24 protein-coding genes are annotated in these 20,849 nt (G+C 57.1%); 15 read left to right on the top strand and 9 right to left on the bottom strand.

Annotated features, from left to right (window positions below; translation table 11 throughout):
• The first annotated feature begins 23 nt into the window (after nucleotides 1-23).
• The 4 genes from lepA (at nucleotide 24) to GOW16_RS18380 (ending at nucleotide 4,381) form a co-directional block, all read left to right on the top strand.
• Nucleotides 24-1,823 carry a translation elongation factor 4 gene (gene lepA, locus GOW16_RS18395; protein ID WP_170417915.1) on the top strand — a complete coding sequence of 600 codons (1,800 nt, stop codon included), beginning with the start codon at nucleotides 24-26 and terminating at the stop codon, nucleotides 1,821-1,823.
• A 3-nt stretch (nucleotides 1,824-1,826) separates the two neighbouring features.
• A complete protein-coding gene (locus tag GOW16_RS18390; RefSeq protein WP_170417913.1) occupies nucleotides 1,827-3,254 on the top strand; it encodes a hypothetical protein in 1,428 nt (475 codons plus the stop codon).
• A gap of 207 nt (nucleotides 3,255-3,461) precedes the next feature.
• On the top strand, nucleotides 3,462-3,782 hold the full coding sequence (locus GOW16_RS18385) for a hypothetical protein (RefSeq protein WP_368039937.1): 321 nt from the start codon (nucleotides 3,462-3,464) through the stop codon (nucleotides 3,780-3,782).
• 146 nt (nucleotides 3,783-3,928) lie between these two features.
• The gene (locus GOW16_RS18380) at nucleotides 3,929-4,381 is read left to right on the top strand and encodes a hypothetical protein (RefSeq protein ID WP_254429842.1); all 453 of its coding nucleotides are present in this window, start codon (nucleotides 3,929-3,931) and stop codon (nucleotides 4,379-4,381) included.
• 1,095 nt (nucleotides 4,382-5,476) lie between these two features.
• On the opposite strand, the gene GOW16_RS18375 is transcribed toward GOW16_RS18380, so the two are convergent.
• Together GOW16_RS18375 and GOW16_RS18370 are read right to left on the bottom strand one after the other, a co-directional pair.
• Nucleotides 5,477-5,614 carry an entericidin A/B family lipoprotein gene (locus GOW16_RS18375; protein WP_170417910.1) on the bottom strand — a complete coding sequence of 46 codons (138 nt, stop codon included), beginning with the start codon at nucleotides 5,612-5,614 and terminating at the stop codon, nucleotides 5,477-5,479.
• Nucleotides 5,615-5,828: 214 nt separating this feature from the next.
• A complete protein-coding gene (locus tag GOW16_RS18370; RefSeq protein WP_170417909.1) occupies nucleotides 5,829-6,170 on the bottom strand; it encodes an ArsR/SmtB family transcription factor in 342 nt (113 codons plus the stop codon).
• A gap of 328 nt (nucleotides 6,171-6,498) precedes the next feature.
• Between GOW16_RS18370 and GOW16_RS18365 the strand changes: the two genes are divergently transcribed.
• The 6 genes from GOW16_RS18365 (at nucleotide 6,499) to GOW16_RS18340 (ending at nucleotide 10,249) form a co-directional block, all read left to right on the top strand.
• Complete coding sequence (locus GOW16_RS18365) at nucleotides 6,499-7,131, top strand: ATP-dependent Clp protease proteolytic subunit (RefSeq protein WP_039970058.1); 633 nt, start codon at nucleotides 6,499-6,501, stop codon at nucleotides 7,129-7,131.
• Between the two features lie 133 nt (nucleotides 7,132-7,264).
• A complete protein-coding gene (clpX, locus tag GOW16_RS18360) occupies nucleotides 7,265-8,530 on the top strand; it encodes an ATP-dependent Clp protease ATP-binding subunit ClpX (protein ID WP_170417906.1) in 1,266 nt (421 codons plus the stop codon).
• 62 nt (nucleotides 8,531-8,592) lie between these two features.
• On the top strand, nucleotides 8,593-8,955 hold the full coding sequence (locus GOW16_RS18355) for a RidA family protein (protein ID WP_170417902.1): 363 nt from the start codon (nucleotides 8,593-8,595) through the stop codon (nucleotides 8,953-8,955).
• Between the two features lie 79 nt (nucleotides 8,956-9,034).
• Nucleotides 9,035-9,418 carry an NADH:ubiquinone oxidoreductase subunit NDUFA12 gene (locus GOW16_RS18350; protein ID WP_170417900.1) on the top strand — a complete coding sequence of 128 codons (384 nt, stop codon included), beginning with the start codon at nucleotides 9,035-9,037 and terminating at the stop codon, nucleotides 9,416-9,418.
• A 13-nt stretch (nucleotides 9,419-9,431) separates the two neighbouring features.
• Nucleotides 9,432-9,884 (top strand): outer membrane lipid asymmetry maintenance protein MlaD, encoded by a 453-nt coding sequence (mlaD, locus tag GOW16_RS18345; RefSeq protein WP_170417897.1) that lies wholly within the window; start codon nucleotides 9,432-9,434, stop codon nucleotides 9,882-9,884.
• Nucleotides 9,881-10,249 carry a DUF2155 domain-containing protein gene (locus GOW16_RS18340; protein ID WP_170417894.1) on the top strand — a complete coding sequence of 123 codons (369 nt, stop codon included), beginning with the start codon at nucleotides 9,881-9,883 and terminating at the stop codon, nucleotides 10,247-10,249. The genes mlaD and GOW16_RS18340 overlap by 4 nt, the downstream gene beginning before the upstream one ends.
• Here the strand turns inward: GOW16_RS18340 and aat are convergent.
• The 4 genes from aat to GOW16_RS18320 form a co-directional block, all read right to left on the bottom strand.
• Complete coding sequence (gene aat, locus GOW16_RS18335; RefSeq protein WP_217354669.1) at nucleotides 10,204-10,836, bottom strand: leucyl/phenylalanyl-tRNA--protein transferase; 633 nt, start codon at nucleotides 10,834-10,836, stop codon at nucleotides 10,204-10,206. The genes GOW16_RS18340 and aat overlap by 46 nt on opposite strands.
• Before the next feature lie 48 nt (nucleotides 10,837-10,884).
• A complete protein-coding gene (accC, locus tag GOW16_RS18330) occupies nucleotides 10,885-12,234 on the bottom strand; it encodes an acetyl-CoA carboxylase biotin carboxylase subunit (RefSeq protein WP_170417889.1) in 1,350 nt (449 codons plus the stop codon).
• A gap of 9 nt (nucleotides 12,235-12,243) precedes the next feature.
• Nucleotides 12,244-12,744 carry an acetyl-CoA carboxylase biotin carboxyl carrier protein gene (gene accB / locus GOW16_RS18325; protein WP_170417886.1) on the bottom strand — a complete coding sequence of 167 codons (501 nt, stop codon included), beginning with the start codon at nucleotides 12,742-12,744 and terminating at the stop codon, nucleotides 12,244-12,246.
• A 150-nt stretch (nucleotides 12,745-12,894) separates the two neighbouring features.
• Nucleotides 12,895-13,431 (bottom strand): helix-turn-helix domain-containing protein, encoded by a 537-nt coding sequence (locus GOW16_RS18320; RefSeq protein ID WP_170417883.1) that lies wholly within the window; start codon nucleotides 13,429-13,431, stop codon nucleotides 12,895-12,897.
• Between the two features lie 194 nt (nucleotides 13,432-13,625).
• On the opposite strand from GOW16_RS18320, the gene GOW16_RS18315 reads away from it, so the two are divergent.
• From GOW16_RS18315 to GOW16_RS18295, 5 genes are all read left to right on the top strand, one after another.
• A complete protein-coding gene (locus tag GOW16_RS18315; protein ID WP_170417880.1) occupies nucleotides 13,626-14,921 on the top strand; it encodes a helix-turn-helix transcriptional regulator in 1,296 nt (431 codons plus the stop codon).
• A gap of 76 nt (nucleotides 14,922-14,997) precedes the next feature.
• On the top strand, nucleotides 14,998-15,378 hold the full coding sequence (locus GOW16_RS18310) for a response regulator transcription factor (protein ID WP_170417875.1): 381 nt from the start codon (nucleotides 14,998-15,000) through the stop codon (nucleotides 15,376-15,378).
• Nucleotides 15,375-15,689 carry a hypothetical protein gene (locus tag GOW16_RS18305; RefSeq protein WP_170417872.1) on the top strand — a complete coding sequence of 105 codons (315 nt, stop codon included), beginning with the start codon at nucleotides 15,375-15,377 and terminating at the stop codon, nucleotides 15,687-15,689. The genes GOW16_RS18310 and GOW16_RS18305 overlap by 4 nt, the downstream gene beginning before the upstream one ends.
• Nucleotides 15,677-18,355 carry a sensor histidine kinase gene (locus GOW16_RS18300; RefSeq protein ID WP_170417869.1) on the top strand — a complete coding sequence of 893 codons (2,679 nt, stop codon included), beginning with the start codon at nucleotides 15,677-15,679 and terminating at the stop codon, nucleotides 18,353-18,355. Before GOW16_RS18305 ends, GOW16_RS18300 begins: the two co-directional genes overlap by 13 nt.
• A gap of 77 nt (nucleotides 18,356-18,432) precedes the next feature.
• A complete protein-coding gene (locus tag GOW16_RS18295; protein ID WP_170417867.1) occupies nucleotides 18,433-19,539 on the top strand; it encodes a FliM/FliN family flagellar motor C-terminal domain-containing protein in 1,107 nt (368 codons plus the stop codon).
• 13 nt (nucleotides 19,540-19,552) lie between these two features.
• Here the strand turns inward: GOW16_RS18295 and GOW16_RS18290 are convergent, their stop codons facing one another.
• The 3 genes from GOW16_RS18290 to GOW16_RS18280 are packed head-to-tail and all read right to left on the bottom strand — an operon-like array spanning nucleotide 19,553 to nucleotide 20,847.
• Nucleotides 19,553-19,984 (bottom strand): TIGR01244 family sulfur transferase, encoded by a 432-nt coding sequence (locus GOW16_RS18290; protein WP_170417864.1) that lies wholly within the window; start codon nucleotides 19,982-19,984, stop codon nucleotides 19,553-19,555.
• Between the two features lie 9 nt (nucleotides 19,985-19,993).
• Nucleotides 19,994-20,425, bottom strand: a complete 432-nt coding sequence (locus GOW16_RS18285; protein WP_170417861.1) for a DUF6691 family protein — start codon at nucleotides 20,423-20,425, stop codon at nucleotides 19,994-19,996.
• Nucleotides 20,425-20,847, bottom strand: a complete 423-nt coding sequence (locus tag GOW16_RS18280; protein WP_170417858.1) for a YeeE/YedE family protein — start codon at nucleotides 20,845-20,847, stop codon at nucleotides 20,425-20,427. Before GOW16_RS18280 ends, GOW16_RS18285 begins: the two co-directional genes overlap by 1 nt.
• Nucleotides 20,848-20,849: the final 2 nt, after the last annotated feature.

The raw sequence follows: 20,849 nt of genomic DNA, 5'->3' as shown, positions 1-20,849 counted from the left end.
CACTTAATACATATCCCCAACCCATGACAGACCTCGCCCATATCCGCAATTTCTCCATCGTCGCCCATATCGACCATGGCAAATCCACCCTTGCCGACCGGCTCATCCAGGAGACCGGGACGGTCAAGGATCGCGACATGAAGGAACAGCTGCTCGACAGCATGGATATCGAGCGCGAGCGGGGCATCACCATCAAGGCCAACACCGTCCGCATCGACTACACCGCCGACAATGGTGAGGCCTATGTCCTGAACCTGATCGACACCCCTGGCCACGTGGACTTCGCTTATGAGGTCTCCCGCTCCATGCGCGCCGTCGAAGGCTCGCTGCTGGTCGTCGACAGCACCCAGGGCGTCGAGGCGCAGACGCTGGCCAATGTCTATCAGGCCATCGACGCTGACCACGAGATCGTGCCGGTGCTGAACAAAATCGACCTGCCCGCGTCCGATTGTGATCGCGTGGCCGAACAGATCGAGGATGTGATTGGCATCGACGCGACCGATGCGATTCAGGTCAGCGCCAAGACGGGGCAGGGCATCCACGAGACGCTGGAAGCCATCGTGCAGCAACTGCCCGCACCGCAGGGCAATCTCGACGCGCCGCTCAAGGCGATGCTGGTGGATTCCTGGTACGACGCTTATCTCGGCGTGATCGTTCTGGTCCGCATCATGGACGGCACACTGAAAAAGGGAATGCGGGTCAAGTTCATGTCGAACGGCACCCTGCACCATGTGGACCGGGTCGGCGTCTTCCGGCCCGAGATGGAGATGGTCGACAGCCTTGGCCCCGGTGAGATCGGCTTCCTGACCGCTTCGATCAAACAGGTTCGCGACACCCGCGTCGGCGACACCATCACCAATGACCGCAACGGCACCGAAGAGGCCCTGACGGGCTTCAAACCCGCGCAGCCAGTTGTGTTCTGTGGTCTCTTCCCCGTGGACAGCGCGGAATTCGAGGACCTGCGCGACGCGATCGACAAGTTGGCCCTGAACGACGCCAGCTTTAGCTTTGAAATGGAAACCTCGGCCGCACTTGGCTTTGGCTTCCGCTGCGGCTTCCTCGGGCTTCTGCACCTTGAGGTCATCCGCGACCGCATCGAACGCGAATATGATATCGAGCTCATCACCACCGCGCCGTCGGTGATCTATCACGTCTACATGAAAGACGGCGAGATGATCGAGCTGCACAACCCCGCCGACATGCCCGACCCGTCGAAGGTCGACCATATCGAGGAACCGCGCATCAAGGCGACCATTCTGGTGCCCGACGAATACCTCGGCGACGTGCTGAAACTGTGCCAGGACCGCCGCGGCATCCAGCTGGACCTGACCTATGCAGGCAGCCGCGCCATGGTCGTCTATGACCTGCCGCTGAACGAGGTCGTCTTTGACTTCTACGACCGCCTGAAATCGGTGACCAAGGGCTATGCCTCGTTCGACTACCAGATGACCGGCTATACCGAGGATAATCTGGTCAAGATGTCGGTGCTGGTGAATGACGAGCCGGTCGATGCGCTGTCGACCATGGTTCACCGCGATCGCGCCGAGATGCGGGGCCGGGCGATGTGCGAAAAGCTCAAGGACCTGATCCCGCGCCACATGTTCAAAATCCCGATCCAGGCCGCCATCGGAGGCAAGGTCATCGCCCGCGAGACCCTCTCGGCCCTGCGCAAGGACGTGACCGCGAAGTGCTACGGAGGCGACGCCACGCGGAAACGCAAACTGCTGGATAAGCAGAAGGCGGGAAAAAAGAAGATGCGTCAGTTCGGCAAAGTTGATATCCCACAGGAGGCATTCATCTCTGCGTTGAAAATGGACGGATAAACCTTGCTGAACGACGAATTTTTTCGAGTTATCCTTGTAAGAAAAGGCGAAGAAAGAACTTCTTTTCGGATAGATTTTGATGATCACCATTCCGAAGAAATCACCGAAATCGAAAGCGACCAGTCAGATTTGATAGACGAGGTCTCTTTGCAATTCGCGAGACTGTCTGACGAGTGGACTAATACAGCTATCGGTTTCTTCGAAGTGGTTCCGATGATCTCAGAGATTGGGACATTTGTTGCAGACCATCAGATGGACAACGACTTCTTGAAGTTCGTCCAAGAACTTGCCGTCGACAAAACGGTATCGGAGGAAGGTGAAGAGACCAAGGAAGTCTATTCGATACATCTAAGAGAGGCCGCTCGCGTAACCAAAAAAATGGCCGAGGGGACGAGCATCTTGGATACGGCTCTGGTCATTAAGCGGTCAGCTCTAACTGCTTTGCTCGCAGAATATGAAGCACTAATGTTAGAGTTAATTAGTCTTGTTGCAAAGGTCAGGCCCGAAGCATTCTTGGGTGGAGAGTTGACTATCAAATCAAGCGATTTCGGCGATTTTGATACTTTGGAAGAACTCAAAGAAGAATTCGTTTCTAAAAAGGTTGAGGACTTCCTGCATGGGGAAAGTCATCAAGAAATCCTAAAAAAGATCGGTGATAAGTTTAATGTGAACCTGCTCAGTAATGAGAAGCTAATCTCTGAGTTTGTTGAGGTTTGTCAACGACGTCATCTCATCAGTCATGCAGGAAGTCGTGCCAACAAAAGGTACGTTCGAATTTGTCGCGATGCGGGCTGTGATGAAGACAAGATGTTGGATCTAAATGAACCAGTTTCCATTACCCGAAAATATTTGAGAAGAGCAACTGCAAGAGTTTACCAGGTTGGTTTTTTCACTCTTCACCTTCTATGGCAAAAGCTGCTGCAAAAGCCGTCAGAATCTGACGCTGAGATCGTGTCTGCATCTCACGATTTTCTGGAACGAGATCTGACCAAGATGGCTCGAAGAGTGGCTGACTTCTCGTTGTCCAGAAAAAGTCGTCCTAACGATAGGTCTTATGGGTACTTACTTATTAACAAGGCGCAGTCCTATAAGTTTGATAAGTGTTTGGATGGTGCGGCTGCTCAGTCAAAAGTCGAAGGAGTTCTATCTAAACGCGACTGGTCAGACACCTCGGAAGTAAACCATCTGGCGTTGGCTTGTTTGCGAGATGAGTATGAAGGGATTGCTCCAAAAGTAGTGGCGGCGGCAAGGCAAACAAATCGGCCTCTATTGTACTCAGATGTTTTTACTTGGAACATATTTCGAGAAGCTCGGGACAACGATGAGTTTATTAAAGGGGTCGAGGAAGCGTTTTCCGTTCAACTGAAACTTGCTGATGACAAAAAGAAGCTTTTGGAATCGCCAGCTGGGGGTGAAGGGCGTTTGAACTGACTTGAGCCACGTTTACAAATCTACCCATCTACCCGGCGGCACCGCCGGGCCGCGCCGACCCGCCCCCATGGGGCGGCGCGTTTGCGCCTCCCCTCGGGTCGGCGCTGCCCTCAGTTCTGTTGATCGACCCACTGTGACCCACCTCACAGCCCCAATCGCACCCTCCTGCTACACTTGACCTAATGGAACCCTCGGCAGGAGGCGCAGGTGTCCACATCCATGATCCCCATCATCGCCCTCGGGTCGGCGGGTCTCTATTCCGTGGCCATGATCGCGATGAAGTTCTGGTGGAAACTCCCCGGCGTGGGCCTTGGCCTGTTGATCGTTGCGACTCTGCTGGCCGGGGCGACGCTGGAACTCGCCGCGCTGCGCGAGGAGCGGTTGGGCATCATCTATACCGGCATTCTGGGGGCCGAGGTTGTTCTGATCGCCATCGCCTCGTTCTGTTTGTTCGGCGAGAACTTCTCGTATCGCGAGGGCATCGGTATCGGTTTGGTCATCCTCGGCACCGCGCTGGCCTGGGCCTGAACGCGCGCCGCATCTAAGGCCGACCTAAACCTTTCATGAAGTTTCCCTTAGGTAAGTTGTAACCCACGCACCCCCTCCCAATCTGTATGCCACAGCAAGGACGTTCGTTTTTGAACTCCAAATAGTCGCATTCGGGAGGAGAGCCCATGACCAGATATATGACTGCCGGAGCAGCCGCTCTGGCCACAAGCCTTAGCCTTGCCACGGCCTCGATGGCCGATACCACGCCCGATCTGCGTGGAGCCTGGACGGGCACCTATACCAAGGTCTCGCCGTCCCGGGTGGCCACTGGAGATGCGCCGCGTTTTCATCAGGGAGAGTGGGTGCTGGATATTCAGCAGCAGCAGGACAACCTGTTTTGGGGGCCCAGCATGTGGCGGCCCGAGGCTGGCACAGATTGGCGTGTGTTTGATGCGACCGGCACCATCAGCCTGGATGGATCGGGAACCATCGGCATCGTCGAAAGCTCGGCCGATCCGCAGGTGGGGGTGAATGCGCTGGTGGATGCGCGCTATCAGGACGGCAAGATTTATGCGGATTTCCGTAGCCTGCGTCGCGGGACAACGTACAGCGTTGTACTCGAACGTCAGGTGAACTGAAGCGTCTCCGGCCCGATCGGCTGTAGGGGGTACGGGCCGCACGTCTGTTGCGGTGAGTAGTAGGTAATCTCGGTCGGGTCGGAACGCTTCTCATAAACGGACACAGCGTCTCCAACAGGAGGGAGACGGGTCGGGCGGCGTAATGGCCGCAAGGTACAGGATCCGGAACACAATGTGTCGGACTGCGGCGTTCCCCGGCAAAGAAAGTCTCGGGTCTCGCGATCCTTCAGCGCGGTTATGCTTGCGGACTGAGCGTCGTCTGACCCCAATTCCCCGCTTGTGCCAGGGCACGTTGACGCGAGGTTGAACGTGCTTGATTCGACTTTGTGAGGCAGCGGAAGTCCCTTAAATCACAGCAAACCGACCTTTGCAGGTGCAGAAAAACTGAAAAAACTGGCGATTTCACCGGATCCAACGTTTTCCGTCTTCAAAGTCGCGCAGCGTTTCGATTTCCGGAGTTATCCACAAAATTCTCCCGGCGGATATCAACACTTTATCCCCGTCTAAATCTCATGCTGCAGTGCTATTTTCTTGTCGGATCATGACCCGGATGTCACAGTTTGACTACCGCAACGGTTCTTAGGAACCAGGGTGGGGCGCAAAGGCCAAGGGGGTCGACGCAATAAAAGAAAGTCTTAGGGTTTTCTTTTGCTTGCAGAGGCTTACCGGTGGATGGTCGGCTGAATTGGGTGTCAGACCCGGATCAGATGACCGGACTCTCAGAAGGTCGATGCGCGCTGTAGGGCATCTTAGGATGCTATGCAGCAGCCGTGACCTGTAACAGGGTCGGGGCAACTGGATCGGAGCGTCCCTCGGACGCATCGACCCGGCAAGGCGTCAGGAGTATCCGCAAGGGTACATGCATGGACCGCGTCTGCGCACCTGACGCCTTTTCCTTTTTCACGTTATCCAAGAGCTGCCACTCTACCCCTACAAATGGGAACGGGGTTCTTGTGTGCACAAGAACCCCGAGATTGTGTCAGAAATGCAATGCCGCGTCTATGCACCTGTGCCAAAGAGTGTAGCTTGGTTGATTGCAATCTTCAACCATATCTTGTGCGCGATTGCCAAGAATTCACAACATCCTGAATCGCGTTAAATATTCTGCTGGACGTCTGTCGCTGCATCCTGAATCGCGTCACCCGCTTTTTCGATATCTTTGCCTGCACCTTTGGCTGTCTCGCATGCGGCGAGGGAAAACAGTGCCAGCCCTACCAGAATTGCTCGGATCATCAGTACCTCCATTTGATTTTCCAAACATGGCGTAGCAGTTTTTATTTGCTGGAACCAGTGTTTTGCGGTGTCCGCTAAAAGCGTGGAAACACAAACCCGAGGGTGCAATAGACGGCACTGGCCGTCGAGGTGGAGTATGGCGATACTGTGGACGAAATGGTCAGGTCGGACTGACTTGAACTACACGTCAGGTTCGGTGGAATGATGAACGAAATCAGTCTTTGTTGTCGTCGCAAAACAATTCGTACACGACTTCCAGCATGCGCCGCGGCCTGTCGTCGGCAAGTCGATAATAGATAGCCTTGCCTTCGCGGCGCGGAATCACCAGACCTTCCAAACGAAGACGAGATAACTGCTGCGAAACCGCTGCCTGTCGCGCAGACAGAAGATCCTCGAGTTCGGTCACGGATTTCTCTCCGGATACCAGATGGCATAGGATCATCAAGCGGCCTTCGTGACTGATCGCCTTGAGGAAATTCGATGCGCGGGTCGCATTCCCCGCCATACGATCAAAATCGTCAGATGTCATGTCGGGTGAAATCTGAGGCAATGCCATTGGTGTATTCCTTCTGGGCCCTGAGGTGGCCACATTTTTTTGAGTGGTGCGCTAGAGTGGTGCGCATTGCTACACGTTATGAGCATGAATTTCCATATGCATGGATCAAAATGGCGTGATGGGAAAAGGGGAACTTATGATCAAGAGCATCAATCCAGTTCCTGAACTCTGTTAGGGCTCTGCAATCGAGATCAGGCAAACGAACTAAAACAGGCGGTTGGAGAGCGATCTGTTGTGCCCCCCTTGCAGCCCCCCCGTGGCGACACTAAGACTCGGGTAACGTTTCTTCGGGTAATGTCCCGATCCATAGCAAAACAGGCAGGTTCTCATGTTCGATCCCGTTGATACCTATATGAATACGCTCGTTCCCATGGTCGTCGAACAGACCAGCCGGGGTGAACGGGCGTACGACATTTTCTCGCGCCTTCTGAAAGAGCGGATCATTTTCATCAATGGCCCGATCCATGACGGGATGAGCCACCTGGTCGTCGCACAATTGCTGCATCTTGAGGCTGAGAACCCGAACAAAGAAATCTCGATCTATATCAACTCGCCCGGCGGCGTCGTCACCAGCGGTTTGTCGATTTACGATACAATGCAGTATATCAAGCCGAAATGTTCGACATTGGTAATCGGTCAGGCGGCCTCGATGGGCTCAGTTTTGCTGGCCGGTGGTGAGAAGGGGATGCGCTTTTCGCTGCCCAACAGCCGGATCATGGTGCACCAGCCCAGCGGGGGCTATCAGGGTCAGGCCAGCGACATCATGATTCACGCGGCCGAGACGCAAAAGCTGAAGGATCGCCTTTATGACATTTACGTGCGTCATACCGGGCAGACCAAAAAGGCGGTTGAAAAAGCGTTGGATCGTGACAACTTCATGAGCCCGGAAGAAGCAAAGGACTGGGGTCACATCGACGAGATCGTCGAAAATCGAGCCAAAATGGATGGCGATGAGGCCTAAGAATTTGTCCCCACGTCCCGCGCGTGGGGACCATTTTTGAGATTGTAGCCGCCCCGGTGGTGGCCTAAGCTGCACCAACACGCGGCAACGCGGTCTGGAACGGGCCGCTAGGACGAAGCCCGAAAGGTAGAACATGGCGACGAATTCAGGCGGAGACGGCAAAAACACGCTCTATTGCAGCTTCTGCGGCAAGAGCCAGCATGAGGTGCGCAAGCTGATTGCCGGCCCAACCGTTTTCATCTGCGATGAATGCGTCGAGCTGTGTATGGACATCATCCGCGAAGAGACCAAGGCCAGCGGCCTGAAGTCCAGCGACGGAGTTCCGACACCCAAAGACATCTGCGAGGTTCTGGACGATTACGTAATTGGTCAGGCCACCGCCAAGCGGGTTCTGTCAGTTGCGGTGCACAACCACTACAAACGTCTGAACCATGCCCAAAAGGCGGGCAGCGATATTGAGCTGGCCAAGTCCAACATCCTGCTGATCGGCCCAACCGGTTGCGGCAAGACGCTGCTGGCGCAGACTCTGGCGCGCATTCTGGACGTTCCGTTTACGATGGCAGACGCAACCACACTGACCGAAGCCGGTTATGTGGGTGAGGATGTTGAAAACATCATTCTCAAGCTGCTGCAGGCCAGCGAATACAACGTGGAACGGGCGCAGCGCGGCATCGTCTATATTGACGAGGTCGACAAGATTACGCGCAAATCCGAAAACCCCTCGATCACGCGCGACGTGTCAGGCGAGGGTGTACAGCAAGCGCTGCTGAAACTGATGGAAGGCACCGTGGCCAGCGTTCCGCCGCAAGGTGGGCGCAAGCATCCGCAGCAGGAATTCCTGCAAGTGGATACAACGAACATCCTGTTCATCTGCGGTGGTGCGTTTGCGGGTCTGGATAAGATCATCGCACAACGCGGCAAAGGTTCGGCAATGGGCTTTGGTGCCGACGTGCGAGATAATGATGAACGCGGTGTGGGCGAGATTTTCAAGGATCTCGAGCCTGAAGACCTGCTGCGGTTCGGTCTGATTCCGGAATTCGTAGGTCGTCTGCCAGTTCTGGCGACGCTTGAAGATCTGGACGAAGATGCGCTAGTCACCATTCTGACCAAGCCCAAGAACGCTCTGGTCAAGCAATACCAGCGCTTGTTCGAACTGGAAGACGCTGAGCTGGCCTTTACGGACGATGCGCTCAAGTCGATCGCCAAGAAGGCCATTGAACGCAAGACCGGTGCACGCGGATTGCGCTCGATTCTGGAAGATATCCTGCTGGACACGATGTTCGAACTGCCAGGCATGAAAAACGTGACAGAGGTAGTTGTGAACGAAGAGGCTGTGTCGTCGGACAAGCAACCGCTTATCATCTATGCCGATGCGGCGGAATCTGCGTCCGCGGGTTAAGACAAGACGGAATTCAAAAACACGGCGCGGCTTCTACCGCGCCGTTTTCTTATGGGGGTACAATGGCAATCAAACGGATTTCATCTGGCGGAGAATTCGAAGAAAAGATCGGCTATTGCCGGGCTGTTGTCGCCGGGGGCTGGGTTCATGTCGCTGGTACAGTCGGGCAGGGCGATGACGTTACCGAACAATGCCGCTCGGCGTTGGGTACAATCGAAAAAGCTCTTGCCAACGCGGGTGCCAGCTTTGCTGACGTGGTGCGTGTTACCTATATGTTGCCGGACCGGTTCGAGTTTGAGCCCTGCTGGCCGATTTTGCGTGAGGCTTTCGGCGCTAATCCCCCAGCGACGACAATGATCGAATGCGGATTAATCGATCCGAAATACCGGATCGAAATCGAAGTGACCGCCTTTCTGCCGGAATAGCAGGTGCGGTCCTTGCGACACTGGACCTTGGCGAGCCTTTGGTCCATATCTGCAGGTACAGAAATGCCGGAGGCAGCCGATGGGAATCCTAAACAGTCTTTTGCGGGCCGTAACCTGGTGGAACGGGGCCACATTGAACACGCAGATTTACACATCGCGTAAGGGTATCAAGGTCGGTGAAGACAACGAAGGCAACGTGTTCTACCGCACTGCCGACGACAGCAAACGCTGGGTGATTTTCAATGGTGAGGCCGAGGCAAGCCGGGTCGATCCGGACTGGCATGGCTGGCTGCACCGCACCTGGGATGAGCCTCCGACGGATAAACCACTGCAGCACAAGCCCTGGGAAAAGCCGCACCAGGAAAATCTGACAGGCACCGCGCTGGCCTATGCGCCGGCCGGGTCTTTGCGTCGCCCAGACCCGGTCGAGCGTAAGGACTACGAAGCCTGGAGCCCGGAATAACACGAGGCGAGCAATGTCGAGCTACAATGCAACCGAAGTCTTGGTCGGTGGGGCCGTTCTGGCCTGTGCCATCGCCTTTGGCGTTTACGCCAGTCAGTCCACCGGCCTGTCGCAAAGCAGTGGCGGCTATGAACTGGGCGCATCTTTTCGTTCGTTGGAAGGGGTCGGCGTCGGCACTGACGTGCGCCTTGCAGGCGTTAAGATTGGCACCGTGACCGGTGTAGATTTGAATCCTGAAACCTATCGTGCGGACACCACCTTTACGATCTCCGACGGCATCCTCGTTCCTGATGACAGCGCAATCGTCATATCATCCGAAGGGCTGCTGGGCGGCAACTTCGTCGAGGTTATGCCAGGTGGCTCACCGTTCTATTTTGAAGCGGGTGATCAGGTCGAGGATACGCAAGGTGCCGTCAGCCTGATTTCTCTGCTGGTCAAATTCGTTGCCGGAGACGGCGGCGAATGAAGCGGTTTGCTTTGATCGTGGCACTATTGGCTGCCACCGGGGCAACGGCTCAGCAAAAAGCCCAGTCCGGGCCGGGGGCGATGTTGCGCGGGCTGGATAAGGTCAGCGGCCAGACTGTCGATGTTGAGATGCGCAATGGCCAGACACAGCCGATTTTTGGTCTGGACGTTGCGCTTGGTGATTGTCGTTATCCAGCGGACAATCCGACCGGTGACGCGTTCGCCTATTTGACGATTTGGGAAAAAGGCAGAACAGATCAACTGTTTGACGGCTGGATGATTGCGACGTCACCCGCGCTGAACGCGCTGGACCATGCACGCTATGACGTCTGGGTGATCCGCTGTATTACTCCGTCGGGTGATTGAGGCACGTCCGCTACGAAATCTGCGCTGGCGTTGATCGCCTCTTCAAGTTCGATCCGATATTGCGCGCGCGGAATCTCGATGGCTCCCAGCGTAGCCAGATGAGCGGTCAGAAACTGGGTGTCAAACAGGCGAAATCCGGTTTGGCGTAGACGGTCTACCAGATAGGCCAGCGCAATTTTCGAGGCATCCTTTCGGCGCGAAAACATGCTTTCACCAAAAAACGCTGCCCCCAGCGTTACGCCGTAAACGCCACCCACCAACGTTTCGCCCTCCCGGACTTCCAGCGAGTGGGCGCGTCCGGATTGATGCAATTGTTGGTACAAGCCGCGCAACTCGGCATTGATCCAGGTGTCCGTTCGGTCAGCGCAGCCGTCTACAACCCCGGCAAAGTCCCGATTTATCGTGACTGAGTAGTCGCAATTTCGAATGCGCCGCGCGAGGCTGCGCGAGATATGAAAGCCATCAAGAGGGAATACGCCGCGAAACTTTGGATCGACCCAAAACAGCTCTGGGTCGTCTCGGTGCTCGGCCATCGGAAATATCCCGATGGAATAGCCGTGCAGTAATAGTTCAGGCGTTAGGCTCATGCAGGGCACCATGGGACCAGAGCGACGAAAGCGTCCGGTCCCGTGATTTTATTGGGCCATGTTCGACGCCAGCCAGTGCTCTAGCCAGTGAATGTCGTAGTCCCCGCTGTGTATGTCGGGTTCCTGCAACAATGCATGGAACAAGGGCACGGTGGTATCGATGCCATCAACGATCAATTCACCCAAGGCCCGTTCAAGCCGCGCCAGCGCCTCGTCACGGTCGCGGCCTTGCACGATCAGCTTGGCAATCAGCGAGTCGTAGTAGGGTGGGATCGAATACCCGTCATACAGTGCCGAATCCATCCTAACACCCAAACCGCCGGGTGCGTGATATGCCGAAATCTTGCCGGGGCAGGGCGAAAAGTTCGGCAACTTTTCAGCATTGATCCGGACCTCGATCGCGTGGCCGTTAATCACAAGATCTTCCTGACCAAACGACATCGGCTCGCCGGCCGCGACGCGGATTTGTTCGCGTACCAGATCGACGCCAAAGATACCTTCGGTTACTGGGTGTTCCACCTGAAGGCGGGTGTTCATCTCGATGAAGTAGAACTCGCCATTCTCGTAAAGGAACTCGATCGTGCCTGCACCGATATAGTTGATCTTAGCGACAGCGTCGGCGCAAACCTTGCCGATCTTGGCGCGCTCTTCCGGGGTGATGCAGGGGCCGGGGGCCTCTTCAAACACCTTCTGGTGGCGGCGCTGCAAGGAACAGTCCCGTTCGCCCAGATGGACAGCCTTGCCTTTGCCGTCGCCAAAGACCTGGATCTCGATGTGGCGCGGCGTGGTCAGGTATTTCTCAATGTAGACTTCGTCATTGCCAAAGGCGGCTTTGCCCTCGGCCCGCGCGGTCATGAAGGCGCTTTCCATTTCATCGGCGCTCATCGCGACTTTCATGCCGCGACCGCCGCCACCTGCTGTGGCTTTGATGATGACGGGATAGCCGAATTCCTCGCCGATGCGCTTGGCGTCTTCCAGCGTGGGAACACCGCCGTCGGAACCGGGAACACATGGAACGCCCAGTTCTTTCATTGTGTCCTTGGCGGTGATCTTGTCGCCCATGATGCGGATGTGCTCGGCGGTGGGGCCGATGAAAGTAATGCCGTGATCTTCGACGATCTGCACAAACTCGGCATTCTCGGACAAAAAACCGTAGCCGGGATGGATCGCCTGTGCGCCGGTGATTTCGCAGGCCGAGATGATCGCAGGCACCGACAGATAGCTTTGCGGGCTGGGCGGGGGGCCGATGCAGACCGATTCGTCAGCCATGCGCACATGCATCGCGTCACTGTCGGCGGTGGAATGGACGGCAACCGTCTTAATCCCCATCTCGCGCGCGGCGCGGATGACGCGCAGGGCGATCTCGCCTCGGTTGGCAATCAGGATCTTGTCGAACATGGGACCGCCTTACTCAACGATGACCAGAGGGGTGCCGAATTCCACCGCATCGCCGTCACCGACCAAAATGCGTTTGATGGTGCCGGATTTGGGTGCGTGGATGTGGTTCATGGTTTTCATCGCTTCGACGATCAGCAGAGTGTCGCCTTCGGACACCGATGCGCCGACACTGATGAAAGACGGCGCGCCCGGTTCAGGCTGCATATAGACGGTGCCAACCATGGGCGAGGTAACTGCGCCCGGATGGCTGGCCGGATCTTCCTGTGCAGCGGGTGCTTCGACAGGTGCAGCGGCTGCTGCGGGCGCTGCCACGGGGGCTGGTGCTGCGGCCGGTACGGCCACCTGAACAGGGGCGGGTGCCGCTTGTGACATGCGGCTTACGCGAACATTCAGACTGTCGTCGTCGCCATATTCGCGCATAACTTCCAGCTCGGTCAGATCGTTTTCGCGCAGCAATTCGGCCAGTGCCTTGATGAATGCCACATCCGCTTCGTGTTTGGTATCTGTCATGAGTGTCCTCGACGGTTCCCCTTTGGCCCGTCTGTTCTCGCGGGCTTTGGTCTGATTACGCAGCGTTATAAGCTATGCGCACGGTCATGAAAAGCGCAGTCTCGGCCTGTCAGATGGGGGTTTTGCCCAATATTTCGAGGAGGAAACCGATTAAAGGGGCATACCCGAGAGTTTTGCCACAAGTTCAGGTAGTTTTCGTGCCCCAAACTTCTCTAACAAGCGGGCGCGGTAGGCTTCGATCGTGCGGTAACTCAGCCCCAATTCGACGCCGATTTCCTTGGCAGACAGGCCGCGGCACGACATGATCGCAACTTCGCGCTCGCGGGTCGTTAACTCGACCAGGGGGCGTTCTTCCGAAATGTCAGAAAAGCTCCAGATGCCATGGCGAAACGGATCATCTGGTGTCAGAGACCGCCCGCGAGCTCGGCACCAGAACAGGTCCCCGTCGCGCCGCCGCATGACACGCTCGTCAGTGTAGTACCCGGTGTCGCGCATCACTTGCAGACTGCGCGCACCGATGCGCTCCCAATCCGCGACGGAAGGGTAGAGATGCAGCAGAGGCATGTTGCGATAGTCTGCTTCCTCGCCTCCAAAGGTGCGAGCGAATTGCAGATTGCAGCGTCGGATGATGCGGTTTTCCAACTCGACCAATCCGATAGGGGCATATTCGAAAGCTGGATCGCTCATCCGGCTATCGTGCAAGTATTTCGGAAGAATTAGAAGAGGCAGGATGTAAATTCGGAGGATTGGGCGCCAATTGCTTGGGGCGGGTGGTGAACATTTGCAACCAGGATTTGTGAAGACTGTAAATGGCCTATGAAAACTAGCCATTAACTAATAGAAATATAACAGGAGTTTTGAAAACGTTCGGATGAAGGAACATGCGTAATACGCTGACGGGTAGTCGCATTCGCGAGCGCCGCCAGATCGCGGGTTTGCGGCAGGCAGAGCTTGCGCGCCAAGTCGGGATCTCGGCGTCATATCTGAACCTGATCGAGCACAATCGTCGCCGGATCGGCGGCAAGCTTTTGGTGGATATCGCCAATGCGCTGTCGGTTGAGCCTTCGCTCCTGAGCCAAGGGATTGAGGCGACGCTGATCTCGGCGCTGCGTGAGGCTGCCGCGGATGCGGTCGGGCAAAAAGCCGAAGTGGACGCGCTGGAAGAGTTTGCTGGCCGTTTTCCCGGATGGGCAGGTGTGCTGGCGCAGATGCACCGCCGGGTGGTCTCGCTGGAGCGCACGGTCGAAACCCTGTCGGACCGACTGACGCACGACCCGCATTTGGCCGCGTCAATGCATGAAGTGCTGTCCACAGCCGCTGCGATTCGTTCGACCGCTGCGATTTTGGCGGACACGCAGGAAATCGAACCCGAGTGGCGTGACCGGTTCCACCGCAACCTGCACCAGGACGCCGAACGGTTGGCTGACAGTTCCAAGTCTCTGGTGGCATATCTGGACGATTCTGAGACGGCCGACGATCGCCGCGGTGTGCCCTCGGAGGATGTTGAGGCTTTTTTTCAGGCCAACGATCACCATTTCCCGCAGATCGAAGCAGGCGGAACCGGCGCGGACGTTGACCTGAGCCCGCTGGAATCGGCAGCAGCGCGAACGGTAGCCAAGGCATATCTTGAGAATTACGCCGCAGATGCAAGGGCCATGCCGCTGGGCGAGGTGCAGAAGGTGTTGGCCGAGGCAGAGCCTGATCCTCTGGCCTTGGCTGCAAGGTTTTCAGTAGACATCGCGACAGTGCTGCGGCGGCTGGCGGCGCTTCCGGAAGGGTACCTGGGACGGCCCACTGGGCTGGTGATTTGTGACGCGTCGGGCAGTATCTTATTCACCAAATCCGTGCCCGGCTTCGCGATGCCCCGGTTTGGTGAAGCCTGCCCGTACTGGCCAATCTTTCAAGCGTTGAACAGGCCATTGGTCCCCATCCGCAAACGCGTTGTACAATTGGGACGAACGACAGCCGAGTTTGACTGCTATGCCTACTCATGGCCGCAGACGGTTTCGGGGTATGACGATGCGCCCGTCTACCATTCGGTCATGCTGGTCCGGGCAGTGGAAGAGGGCGGCCAAGACACGCAATCCGTGACACGGGTCGGCCCAAGCTGCAGGGTGTGCCCGAACGAGGCCTGCACATCGCGCCGCGAGCCGTCGATTTTGAGCGAAGGTTTTTGACAGTTTCCTGACAGAAGGCGTAAGCTGACGCCGACAGGTTCATGGACAGAACCCGTCACGGGGAGGGATGGAAAATATGAGCCGCAAGGTTCTGTTAATTGAGGATGAGCCCAACATTGCCGAGGCCATTCGGTTTTTGCTGACCCGCGAGGGATGGCACGTCGAAACGCATGCAGAAGGGTTGGATGCAATACAGGTCATCCAGGGCGCAAACCCCGATCTGGTCATTTTGGATGTAATGCTTCCGGGCAAAAGCGGGATGGAGATTCTGCGTGATCTGCGAGAGCTTGAGGGCATGCAGGACTTGCCCGTATTGATGTTGACCGCTCGTGGGCAGTCGCGCGACCGGGAAATGGCCGAAAATGCTGGCGTTAGCCGCTTTATGACCAAGCCGTTTTCCAATGCCGAGGTGCTGACGGCGGTCCGAGACCTGCATGCGCAGGCAACCCGGTCATGACCGCGGGCGAAGAACGTAAACCCCAAGGGGTCCGGCCTTCGCTATTTCTTGAGCGTCAGAGTTATCGCCGCCGCAGGCTGATGGACGCCGCGCGTCTTTTGCCCATATTGGGGGCGGCACTGGTTGCAATTCCGTTACTCTGGCCAAGCCCAAACACCTCGGATGAGGGCATGCCGCTATCCTCCGCGATTCTGTATATCTTCACATGCTGGGCCTTGCTGATCGTGATCAGCCTGATCTTTGGATTTGCCGCCCGACGAATGACTGCCAGTGACGATTCCGAGGCAGAGTCAGACCGATGGCCACACTAAACGTCCTGATTCTGGTTTGCCTCGGCTATGTTGTGCTGTTGTTCGGGGTGGCATTCGCCGCTGACCGGATGGCGGCCGCTGGCCGGGGTGCTTGGCTGCGCTCTCCTTTGATCTATACCTTGTCGCTGTCGATCTATTGTACGGCCTGGACCTTTTATGGCGCGGTCGGGAATGCTGCGCGGTCTGGGTTGGAATTCGTTACGATTTACCTCGGGCCGACGTTGGTCATGCTGAGCTGGTGGTGGGGGCTGCGCAAACTGGTGCGGGTCGGGCGCACGCAGCGGGTCACATCCATTGCGGACCTGATTTCGTCGCGATACGGAAAATCCAACACGCTGGCCATCTGCGTGACCATTCTGGCCGTATTGGGCGGGACGCCTTACATCGCGCTGCAGCTGCAATCCATTACTCTGTCCTTTTCCATCTTCGCCGAGGCCGATCCCTCGGGCCTCTACCGAGAAGGTTCCAGCGTGTTTTGGGTGGCTGCGGGCTTGGCGGTATTTGCGATCCTGTTTGGTACTCGAAACCTGGACGCGAATGAGCGCCATCACGGCGTGGTCACCGCCATTGCGTTGGAATCGGTCGTCAAGCTATTTGCCCTGCTTGCTGTGGGGGTCTTCGTCGTTTGGGGTGTTGCGGGTGGGATCGGTCCGATGATGGATCGCATCGATGCCTCAGAGATCGGGCAATGGAACGTGGATGCAGGGCGCTGGACGACATTCATCTTCCTCTCGGCCGCCGCTTTCATCTGTTTGCCGCGGATGTTCCAGGTGATGGTCGTGGAAAACGCAGATGAGGGACATCTGAGAACTGCTGCATGGGCATTCCCTCTGTACCTGCTGTTGATGAGCCTGTTTGTTGTGCCCATCGCGGTCGTGGGCCTGGATTTGATGCCCGAAGGGTCGAACCCGGACCTGTTCGTTTTGACCGTGCCGCTGTCGCAAGGGAACGACTGGCTGGCAATGTTGTCCTTTATCGGGGGATTTTCTTCGGCCACGTCCATGGTCATTGTGACCGCCATGGCGCTGTCGACCATGGTGTCGAACCATCTGGTCATGCCGATCTGGCTGAGCACGCAAGAGGGCGCAGGATCAGTCTCCGGTGACGTGCGCAGCGTCGTGCTGGTGGCGCGACGCGTGTCCATCGCAGTGATCATGGCTCTGGGGTACTATTACTACCGATTGTCGGGCGGCGGGGCAGCACTGGCGTCCATTGGGCTTGTTGCATTCGCGGGTATTTCCCAGATTCTACCGGCGCTTGTCGGTGGATTGTTCTGGCGTGGGGCAACGCGAACTGGTGCCTTGGTCGGGCTGACGGTCGGGTTTGTGCTGTGGATTTACACGTTGTTGTTGCCCGGGATGGGCGGGGCCATAATGCCCGACTCGGTTCTTCAGAACGGTCTCTTTGGTTGGGCCTGGCTGCGCCCGCAGGCCCTGTTCGGGATCGAGGGTATGGACCCGATGGTCCACTCGGTCATGTGGTCTTTGGCACTGAATACAGCTGCGTTCTGTGCCGCATCCTTGCTGAGTTTCCCCAGCCCTCTGGAACGTCTGCAGGGCGCGCAGTTCGTCAACGTTTTTGACCACTCTGTGTCGCCGGCGGGCTGGACCGGGTCGGTGGCGCAAAGCGAAGATCTTATGATCATGACGCAGCGCATTCTGGGCTCCGGCCCGGCACAGGAGTTCTTTCAGACCGAAGCCGAAGCACAGGGCGGGCGTAGCAGCCTGCCCGAACCGACACCGGGGTTTCTGGAACGGCTGGAACGGGAACTCAGCGGCTCGGTCGGCGCGGCCACGGCCCATGCGATGATCGGGCAGATTGTCGGCGGATCATCAGTTTCGGTTGAGGACCTGCTTGCGGTGGCCGACGAGTCGGCTGAATTGCTGGAATATTCCAGTCAGCTTGAGGTGAAATCCGCTGAGCTCAGCCGCACCGCGCGTCAGCTACGAGAGGCCAACACGAAGCTGACCCAGATTTCCGAACAAAAGGACAGCTTCCTCAGTCAGGTCAGCCATGAATTGCGGACTCCAATGACCTCGATCCGGGCCTTTTCGGAGATCATGCGAGATACGGATGGTCTGAGTGCAGATGAACAAACACGCTATGCCGCGATCATCCATGATGAGGCGCTACGCTTAACGCGTTTGCTGGATGATTTGCTGGACCTCAGCGTTTTGGAAAGCGGTCGTGTGAACCTGAACATGGGAGGGGATACCCTGAGTTCGATCCTGGATCGGGCAGTCTCCAGTGCTTTGGCGGGCTCACACCCTAAGCTCAAGGTGCGTCGCACGCGACAGTCCGAGCGCATTCCCTTGCACACGGATCTTGATCGGTTGGGGCAGGTCTTCATCAACCTGATTTCGAACGCGCAGAAATACTGTGACGCAGATGAACCGGTTCTGACGATCTCAGCTCATGATGTGGGGGGGCAGGTTGTCATTGATTTCGCCGACAACGGCAGTGGTATCCCGGCTGATGCGCAATCATTGGTTTTCGAAAAATTTGCCCGGGTCGGTGGGGACAAGGCGGGTGGTGCAGGCCTGGGTCTGGCGATCTGCCGCGAGATCATGCAGCGTCTGGGTGGCGAGATCAGCTATCTTCCTGGACAGGGCGGCGCGGCCTTTCGCGTCCGCCTTCCAATGGCGCACCGGCAAGCTGCGCAATGATGCGGATTTAAAGACATTGGTAACCCGCCCCGGGTTAGACCGGATACCAAGTTCAGAAACTCGAATCGGTATCCGGCATGACGCAGCCTGTCAGCACGGCGTTGGCGCGCAAACTTTCGGTGGGGCAGGAAGAGCAGGGTGAAAGGCCACGCTCTGTTCTGCGAGCCCTTCGGTTGGCCTTTGCGCGAACAGCGGGGGATCGTTTTCAGCTGGCGCTGTCAGTGATCGGGGCAAAGCAATCTCACAGGCATCAGGACGCGTTGGTCGACGGGATTGAAGCGGATTGGATGTTGCTGCACCTGGCGAACGCTGATGGGATGTCTGCGGCGATCTGCATGGATATGGGGGCTGTCTCAGCAATCGTACAGGTGCAGACAATTGGTGAGGTTATGTCCGATCCGCCAATAGCGCGGGAATACACGGATACGGATGCTGCCATGGTGGTGCCGCTGGTGGAAGGTGCATTGACCAGAGCCGTGGGGTTGGTCGATACGGCTGCTGATCACTCCAGTCTTGCGGGGTACGAGTTTCAGAGTCGGCTGACGGATCTTCGGTCTCTGTCGCTGGCCATGGTCGAAGACGCGTATCGTGTGTTTGACCTGACGATAGAACTTGGCGGTGGGTTAAGGCAGGGTCAGATCTCAGTCCTTTTGCCCGACCGGGCGGCAGAGCAGGAGGGCGATGAGGGGACCGAGGTCGCTGCTGGCCCAATTCTTGAACAAGCGTCGGGCGTTGTCCGGGCCGAGCTGAATACGGTGATCAACCGAATGTCGTTGCCGTTGGCGACCCTGTCCGGGTTATCGGTTGGAGATGTTCTGCCGTTGATCGGGTCGCGGCTGGATCGTGCGGAAATCCTGACAATTGATCGTACCCGGACTGCAATCGGGCGATTGGGACAATGCGGAGGGATGCGCGCAGTCCGGCTGAACGAATGCGGATCGGCTACGGCGCCAGAGCAATCTGATTTACCAGAATTTCTGGAAGCGCGAAGCAATGCAACAAGTCCGGACATTTTGGAAAGCCCGATGCCGACCAACCCCACACATGATGTCGTGCCGATAGGATCGTTGGCATTGAACGAAGTCGAGGGTGATCTGGGTTTAGGTAACCCGGATCAGATGGTGGCAGAGATTTCGCAACTGGCAGGTCTGACCGGGTTGGAGGACGAGGCCGACCAAACTTGATCGCTAAAAACTCTTAGCTGTCGGAACTGCGCATATGCTCCAGCGCGGGGCGTAGGTTGTCCAGCATGTACCCTGCTTTGGTTGTGGCCTCGAGGATCTCATCCGTACTCATGTGGTCGCACTGGCCCAAAGCCCAAACAACCGAACAGCGCGTGCCCGACGCGCAATAGGCCAAAACGGGTCCAGAACAGCTTTCGGCCAATTCCCGTTGAAGGGCAACGTTATTCGGCGTCATGGTCTGGTGAGTCAATTCCAGAACTTCATACTCCATTCCTGCCGCACGAACAGCCTGACCGATTGCGTCCGACTGCATTGTCTCTGGAACTTCGGCATTTGGACGATTGCAGATGACCTTAACGAAACCTGCTGCGGCGATGGCTGGGACGTCCTCGACCGTGATTTGGGGCGAGACGGCGTAGCGGGGGGTTATTGGTCGAATCTCCATGGCAATTGCTTAGGCCGCGTTTGCTGCTCTGTCCAGTTGCGCACCCAGCCCAGGAGCGGCAAACATTCCGGCAATCATCGCGATCAGAAACATGACGCCGCCCAGGCCCCCATAAGTTATGGACGCAATGGCGGGCCCAGGGCAAAGCCCGGCCAATCCCCATCCCATGCCGAACATCACTGAACCAATGATCAGGCGACGGTCCAGGTTGGGCGGGCTCATCTTTGGAAACCGGCCACCGGTCAGCGGCGTTCGGTGGGCGGACATCCTCCACGCGACGAGCATGGGCAGGATCGCACCGCCCATTACAAATGCCAGGGTGGGGTCCCAATTACCGAACACGTCCAGCCAACCCTGAACCTTTGTGGTATCCGTCATGCCCGAGATCAAAAGGCCGGCACCAAACAGCGACCCGGCCAGCAACGAAACAACAGCCCGCATCAAATCAGCTCCCATACATGGCGCATCAGGACAATTGTCACCCCGCCCGCGCCGATATAGATCAACGTTGCGACGATGCCCCTGACTGAGAACCTAGAGATGCCACATACCCCGTGGCCCGAGGTACATCCATTGGCAATGCGCGTTCCTGCACCAACCAGAACACCGGCGATGGCGATCACCGCGAAATTACCGGTCAGATGGGTCTCGGGCACCGATGAGAAAAGAGGCCTCAAAAGCAGCGGCATAGCGATGACGCCTGCAACAAAGCTTAGGCGTTCAAGGGTCCGGTCACTGCCATCCACCAGTCCGCCTAGTATCCCGCTGGCACCCATGATGCGACCGTTGCCCAACAGGTAGACCGCAGCGCCCAGCCCGATCAGCAGACCGCCGGCAAGTCCCCAAATCCATTCGGTATGCATAG

Origin of the sequence: Ruegeria atlantica, assembly GCF_013033965.1 — a bacterium.
GTDB classification, from domain to species: Bacteria; Pseudomonadota; Alphaproteobacteria; order Rhodobacterales; family Rhodobacteraceae; genus Ruegeria; species Ruegeria atlantica_D.
The sequence above is the reverse complement of the archived record's forward strand: the minus strand, read 5'-3'. Positions and strand labels throughout refer to the sequence as shown.